The following is a 6,092-nucleotide window of genomic DNA, read 5'->3' on the forward strand; positions in this document are numbered from 1 at the left end:
GACAGCGTCAACTCGGCCTTCGGCCGCCCCATCCGTGCCATAGGCCAAGCCTACATCTGAACAGAATTCCCGACTCAGAACACTAGGCCGTGTCTGATAAATGATCATGCCCTGGTGTCGCGGAGCCACAAGATGAGCGAGGCCAGGTGCAGTCCCGACTGGTAGCGGACTGCGAGCTTGTCGAAGCGGGTTGCGATCGCGCGGAACTGCTTGAGGCGGTTGAAGCAGCGCTCGACCACGTTGCGGCCCTTGTACTGCTCTTTGTCGAAGGCCGGTGGTCGGCCGCCGCGTATACCGCGTCGCTTGCGGTTGGCCACCTTTTCGGAGCGTTCGGGGATGGTGGCCCTGATGCCGCGTTGCCGCAGGCCGGCGCGGATGGCCCGGGAGGAGTACGCCTTGTCGGCCAGCACACGGTCGGGACGGCGTCGCGGCCTGCCTACCGTGGCACGGGGCACCTTGATGGCGTCCAGTACCGCCTCGAACACTGTGGAGTCGTTCACGTTCCCGGCCGTCACGACAAACGACAGGGGCAATCCCCGGCCGTCCACCGCCACGTGGACCTTCGTGGTCAGGCCGCCGCGGGACCGACCGAGGGCCTGCCGTGCCGCCGAGCGTTGCGGACCTCAGTTGTCCCCGTCTGGATCCCTTTCTTCCGGGCACCGGCAGCATGCTGGTGAGCTCGATTGATGGTGGAGTCCACCGAGACCGCCCACTCCACACGGCCGACCGGGGCGGCAGCGGAGGCTGGTTCAACTACGCCCGCGCCCAGGGGCTGTCGCGCAGCCGTCCCATTCCCGAGGGCAGCCGCGGTGACGACACCCTGCCCCGCCGTATCGACCACGCTCTGTTCGAGCTGGCCCGGCGCCTGGAGTGTGGCTATGCGCTCTACGTCTCCGGTGACTCCACCCGCCCCGTCTGGCCGCTGCTGTCGAACAAGAACGCCGACCTGCTTCCCGACGACGACGGTCTAACCAACGGCAGGCCCGCGTTGCCCGGTGCCACGCTCGCGCCCGAGCACCGGCCGCCAGCCGTCATCCGCACCACCTCCAGCGCCGACCCGAGCATTCCTGTGCCCGCGCTCTTCCACGAGATCGGCGAGGACGGCAACGAGAACGACGGTGACAAGACCAGCAACGCGCTGTTCCAGTTCGACGGCACCGACACGACGTTCCTCATGAGCCGGCGCCCCCACCAGATGGACGGCAAGACCCCTTCGGCCAAGTCCGGCCGAAATCAGGGGCGTTGGAGCTGCGACGACAAGGAGCAGCAGGCCGAGACCTGGTACAACCTCACGGCTACCGAATCGCCGTCATCCAGCGGCCCGACGGGGACGACGCGCTCCCCCTACGCCCTGACCCCCGCGAGGCTGTGCAACCACGCCCTGGCCTGGGAACACCGCACCCGCCACCCGCTGCCCATCCACGCCGCCATCCAGATGGACAAGAACCACCCCGAATACCGGCGCAGCATCGACTGGGAGACCGACGACGCCACCGGCTGAACCTGTGTACCGATGGGAGAGATGCCCTTCGCAGCTCGGCACCAGACCAGGTGCGACGGCGGCCACTTGTGACGCGCCGGGCAGCTGCACGTGCGTCCGTTCTGGGCGCGCAGCGGCCCGGCAGGGTCCAGCTCCCTCAGCGGGTCATCGGCGGTCCAGCTGGTCGATCAGCTGGCCGCGGTTGCGCATCGACCGGTCAGAGGCACCGCGCGCCGCCAAAGCTCCCAGGATGACCTCGCGTTCCAGGATTCCCTTACCGCGCAAGTCCTGCAGGATTGCGAGCACGGGCAGCGACGGCTGAGCGGATGCTCTGAGGGGTGTAGAAGCGCGGCAAGCCGACTCCAGCGTCCATCCGCGCGAATTGCGGCCCAGCAGGCGTTCGGCCGGTGCGGTACCGCAAGAAGTGCGAACTGGACGACACGGTCCAAGGCTTGTTCTCCAACCTCAGGCCGCTGCGGAGTGGTCGTCAGTACGAGAAATTGCGGTGCGCGCTGACCGCGCGCTGGTGAGACTCGCGCCTATGACTTTGCAAATCACCCGTATCAATCCCGAGCAGTTGCATGAGACGCCCGGCTACCACCACATCACCGTGGTGGAAACTGGCCGTACGGCCTATCTGGCAGGCCAGTGCCCACTTGATCAAAACGGTGACCTCGTCGGTTCCGGCTCTCTTGAGACGCAAGCCGACCAGGTCGTCGCGAATGCGCTCGTTGCTCTGGCAGCGGTGAACGCCCAGCCGGAGCACGTGGTGCGGTCGGTGATCTACGTGCGGAGCGACGACCGAGACGTTCTGGGAGCTGCGTGGCATCGGCTCACCGGCTCGGCTCTCGGCCCGGCGTTCACCACCGCCAGCACACTCTTGGGCGTCGCACAGCTGGGCTTTCCAGGACAGCTCATCGAGGTGGACCTCACCGTGGCACTGCCCGGTTGATTCTCCTCATCGCCCGGACTCGAACGGCGTCTCGAACTTAGCGGTCCGCCTGAGCATTCGCCGGACCTGGGGGCGGCCTTCGCCTGATCGTTGCGGCTCGATGGGTGGCGTCGGAGCAGCGCCCGTCCCGCGCCGGCGGCGCGGGACGGTGGGGGGTGGCGATCAGCCGATGCCGGTGACCTGGAGAGCGGTGGTCCAGTTGGTGGCGATGGCGGTGCGGGCGGAGGACAGGGTGATGGTGCCCTTGCAGACGGCGTTCTTCAGCTTCGTCTCCACGCCGTCCCTTGGTGGTGGCCGTCCTCGTGCCGTAGCGGGGCTCAGGCCACAGGTTCTTCGGATCCCGCGGGGCACCGCTCACGACGCAAGGGGTCAGTGGCAGCTCAGGCGAGGTGGTCGGGAACCATCCTCAACAGGTGACTTCAGGCGCTGTGAGGGACCCTCACAGCTGTCTGACGGATGTTCCGTTCACACCGTCAGGCGGTCCGCCGGATCAAGTCTGGACCTCCACAGCAACCTGGCGGCCGCGCAGTCGTGAAGCCACAAACTCCATCTCGACCAGCGTGCCGACCAGGCCATGCTCCATCAGCTCGCCAGCTCTCTCACGGGCCTGAAAGAATGGCAGGTCCCAGATTTCCCGCAGAGCCTTGAGCACAGGGACCAGGCTCGCCCGCGCGTCGAGCAGGCGGAGTCGGGCGGGGCCATGCGCTATCAGCAAAGCCTGCCGGATCTCCTCCGGAGTCTCCCCCCCGCCTTCCTCGCACCAGCCGTTGGGGCAGGCTCGACACGAGCCCTCGATGCCCCAGCACAGCCGCCCTCCGACGATGAACTGCCCGACATCACGGACCAACAGGCCCCCGCACTCGCTGCAGCTCGACGTTATCTCCACGCCCTGCGTGATCACCCGGACTCCTCGCCGTTCCCCACCACTGTCAGTCGACCAGTTCGAGGGGGTGGGGCAAGGGCTCCCATTCGGGCAGCCAGTCTGCGGCAATCCCGCCAGTGAGGGCGAGGTGGAACCAGTCGCTGAACCCGAGATCAGAGTCATACCAGTCACCCCAGCCACGGCGGAAGGCTGACACCGTCCAGGTGCTACCCCCGCGCGGCACGAGGAACAGCTGATCGCCCTCGCTCGTGTTTCCCCACACCAGAGCTCCGTCAGCGGACGGAAGGACGAGGTGGGGCACCGAAGACGACTGCTCCAACTTCCGCCCCATCCCGTCCGAGTACGACTGCAGCGTGCGAGCACCACAGAGGAAGATGAACTCCGAGATCGCCGCGTCGCCATAGGCCCCGGCGACCTCGACGAAGTCCTCAGGAAGCGTCACGGACCAGGACCTCGCGATCTTCTCGATCAGATGTCCTTCTTCCTGGCGGACAGGCGCCCCCAGTAGCGGCACGAAGTCGCTGACCGTCCTCATCTCATCTCCGTCCTCCACAGTCCAGGATGCACAATCTACCGAGCCCGCCTGGCATCCCGATGACTACCCTCGCCGCGTAGTGGTAGCGGCCGGCGTCTCTCCGCCCGATCCTCTACGTCGCGACCTGGACCGATCCCTCGGCTTGGCTGTCACCGTCGATTGACTCCGGCAAGTCCGGCGCAGGGAGTCAGCGACGGATGCAGGCGGGGTGGTCGAGAATCACTCCAACGGGCGACAACAAGCGATGGTGAGGAACCGTCACGGACATGTAGTCTACGTATCGTCGCAGTTCAGAGCCGGAATCCGAGCTCCTGCGGTCGGTAAAGTGGAAAACGAGCAGCGGCGCGACCAAAGGCGTACTCGGCGGAATCGACCCGGAATTCTTCCATGCCGACCGCAGATTCGAAGGGGCCTCTACATGGCCAAGAACCCGGGGACCGCAGCCGCCGAGCTCGCAGAACATACAAATACTCCGGTTGATGCCATCAGATTCCCTCTGAACCTCGTCCGCGATGCGCGTGTCCGGGCTCTGCGGTGTCATGCTCCGATGCCGAGGGAGCCCACGTATGCGTAGGCCGCATATGCGGAGTCCAGATCGGTGATCACGTCGTCCCAGATTTCGTCCAGGGTGTCTTCGTCGCCCCGGCCCCAGGCGTCGACGAGGTCGTCCCAGATGTAACGGGCCTGCACGGAGCGTTCACTGAGGGTGGGCCGGCGGTACTTCTCGTCCACACGCGACTGGGCCACCGGGTAGATCTCGATCCGCCGACCCTGTCCCCCGTTGTTCAGCAGCCGCTTCAGTGCCCCGGATCGCACGAGGTTCGCCCTGCGGTGATCCTGGTAGGCGCGGTCCACGGCTTCCAGCTTGGCCCGGGTGGGGCGGCTGCCCCGGTCCCAGGAGCGCAACAGGCGGGTGCTGATGCCGTGGGCGCGGAGGATTGCGCGGCCGGGTTTGCTGTTGGGGTAGCGCAGGCGGGCGGTCAGGCCGCGGTGGGTGGTGACGGGTGAGGAGATGCCGCCCTGGTGGGCGATGCGGTCGAGTTCGGTGGCGAGGGCCTTGGCGCCGCTGATGCCTTGGGCGCCGTGTTTCTGCCATTCGCCCCAGAGATCGGTCGCTCCGCCGGTCACGGCCTACTCTCCCAGGGTATAGAGGGGCTTGGCCTTGACCTGGGTCAGATCGCGGCCTTCCGGAAAGACACCCTGCCAGTCGCTGGCTACATGGAGTTCATCGGTTCCCGACATCTCCACCACGGTCAGGCCTGCCGCCCTCCAGGACCTGCAGTCCGCTGTCCGCCGGGTCCAGGAGGCGCCGGTCGATGAGGAGCGGCGGGCGCAGCCACGTACCGTGCTCTTCCCAGTGCCGGCCGATCTCTGGGGGCGGACCGCGACCCGCACCGGGTTCTTCGCGAAGGATTCGATGCAGCCGGCGTCGGACGCTCCGGTCGGCATGCCGTGGAAGTCCGCGGCCGGGATCGTCTCCAGCCGCCAGGTGACCTCGCGCAGGTCGATGCCCGCGTAGTCGTGAACGAAGGCGCCGTTGTCGCCGTGGTCGATGAGGAACTGCTCCTGGACGTCATCCGGCCACTGCTGTGGACGGTCACTCAATTCGGCTCTGTCGCTGATCTTGTGATCGGTAGGTGTTGACGGCTGGCATCCTGTCCCGCGTGTTCTTCGCCGAGTTTCGAGGCGCTTCTGCCTCATCTGTCCGGTGTCGTGGTGGAGTTGGTCGAGCGGTCGGCTGGCGGGATCACGATGCATGCCCGTGTCCGTGCGGTCGAGGCGCCGTGTCCGCACTGTCGGAGCCCATCGGGACGTGTGCACGGGCGTTACTTGCGACGCCTGTCCGACGCGGCGATCAGCGGCACCCGGGTAGTCATCGAGCTGCTGATACGCCGGTTCCGGTGCCTCAATGCCGCCTGCGCGGCCGTGACGTTCGCCGAGCAGGTCACCGGTTTGACCAGCCCGCATGCCCGCTACACTCCGCTGATGCGCGGGACGCTGACCTCGATCGCGCTGGCGTTGGCCGGGCGGGCCGGCGGCCGACTCGCGGTCGCGCTGGGGGTCCCGGTGGCGAAGGACACCCTGTTACGCCTGCTCAGGGCCTTCCCCGAGGAGCCTGTCGGGCAGGTCAGGGTGCTGGGCGTCGACGATTTCGCGCTACGGAGGGGCGACTCGTACGCGACCGTCCCTCCGCCGTGGGTTCCGGCGAACTGAGGGGTTCTCAGCGGGAACCCGAGGGTCT

General features: G+C 67.0%; 7 protein-coding genes and 1 pseudogene. 3 read left to right on the forward strand and 5 right to left on the reverse strand.

What is annotated here, in order from left to right:
* Positions 1-82: 82 nt before the first annotated feature.
* Positions 83-727 (reverse strand): annotated as a pseudogene (locus tag C6N31_RS41830) (IS5 family transposase); the annotation flags it as partial.
* On the opposite strand from C6N31_RS41830, the gene C6N31_RS41835 reads away from it, so the two are divergent.
* Positions 668-1,501 carry an RNaseH domain-containing protein gene (locus C6N31_RS41835; RefSeq protein ID WP_232486321.1) on the forward strand — a complete coding sequence of 278 codons (834 nt, stop codon included), beginning with the start codon at positions 668-670 and terminating at the stop codon, positions 1,499-1,501. The pseudogene C6N31_RS41830 and the gene C6N31_RS41835 overlap by 60 nt on opposite strands.
* A 520-nt stretch (positions 1,502-2,021) precedes the next feature.
* Positions 2,022-2,432 (forward strand): RidA family protein, encoded by a 411-nt coding sequence (locus tag C6N31_RS41840; protein WP_138359559.1) that lies wholly within the window; start codon positions 2,022-2,024, stop codon positions 2,430-2,432.
* Positions 2,433-2,922: 490 nt separating this feature from the next.
* Here C6N31_RS41840 and C6N31_RS41845 read toward each other — a convergent pair whose 3' ends face one another.
* From C6N31_RS41845 to C6N31_RS41860, 4 genes are all read right to left on the reverse strand, one after another.
* Complete coding sequence (locus C6N31_RS41845; RefSeq protein ID WP_244809753.1) at positions 2,923-3,333, reverse strand: hypothetical protein; 411 nt, start codon at positions 3,331-3,333, stop codon at positions 2,923-2,925.
* A 28-nt stretch (positions 3,334-3,361) separates the two neighbouring features.
* Entirely contained in the window at positions 3,362-3,850 is a 489-nt protein-coding gene (locus C6N31_RS41850; protein WP_138359561.1) for a hypothetical protein, read from the reverse strand.
* Positions 3,851-4,387: 537 nt separating this feature from the next.
* On the reverse strand, positions 4,388-4,978 hold the full coding sequence (locus C6N31_RS41855) for a hypothetical protein (RefSeq protein WP_138359563.1): 591 nt from the start codon (positions 4,976-4,978) through the stop codon (positions 4,388-4,390).
* Positions 4,979-4,981: 3 nt separating this feature from the next.
* Positions 4,982-5,455 carry a hypothetical protein gene (locus tag C6N31_RS41860; RefSeq protein ID WP_232486324.1) on the reverse strand — a complete coding sequence of 158 codons (474 nt, stop codon included), beginning with the start codon at positions 5,453-5,455 and terminating at the stop codon, positions 4,982-4,984.
* Between the two features lie 147 nt (positions 5,456-5,602).
* On the opposite strand from C6N31_RS41860, the gene C6N31_RS41865 reads away from it, so the two are divergent.
* Complete coding sequence (locus tag C6N31_RS41865; RefSeq protein ID WP_269770887.1) at positions 5,603-6,064, forward strand: transposase family protein; 462 nt, start codon at positions 5,603-5,605, stop codon at positions 6,062-6,064.
* Positions 6,065-6,092 lie beyond the last annotated feature (28 nt).

This window comes from Streptomyces fildesensis (assembly GCF_016107395.1).
Taxonomy (GTDB): domain Bacteria; phylum Actinomycetota; class Actinomycetes; order Streptomycetales; family Streptomycetaceae; genus Actinacidiphila; species Actinacidiphila fildesensis.

Coding starts and splice junctions, on each gene's coding strand:
- C6N31_RS41835 (WP_232486321.1), top strand. CDS start 668: ATGCTGGTGAGCTCGATTGATGGTGGAGTCCACCGAGACCGCCCACTC.
- C6N31_RS41840 (WP_138359559.1), top strand. CDS start 2,022: ATGACTTTGCAAATCACCCGTATCAATCCCGAGCAGTTGCATGAGACG.
- C6N31_RS41850 (WP_138359561.1), bottom strand. CDS start 3,850: ATGAGGACGGTCAGCGACTTCGTGCCGCTACTGGGGGCGCCTGTCCGC.
- C6N31_RS41865 (WP_269770887.1), top strand. CDS start 5,603: ATGCATGCCCGTGTCCGTGCGGTCGAGGCGCCGTGTCCGCACTGTCGG.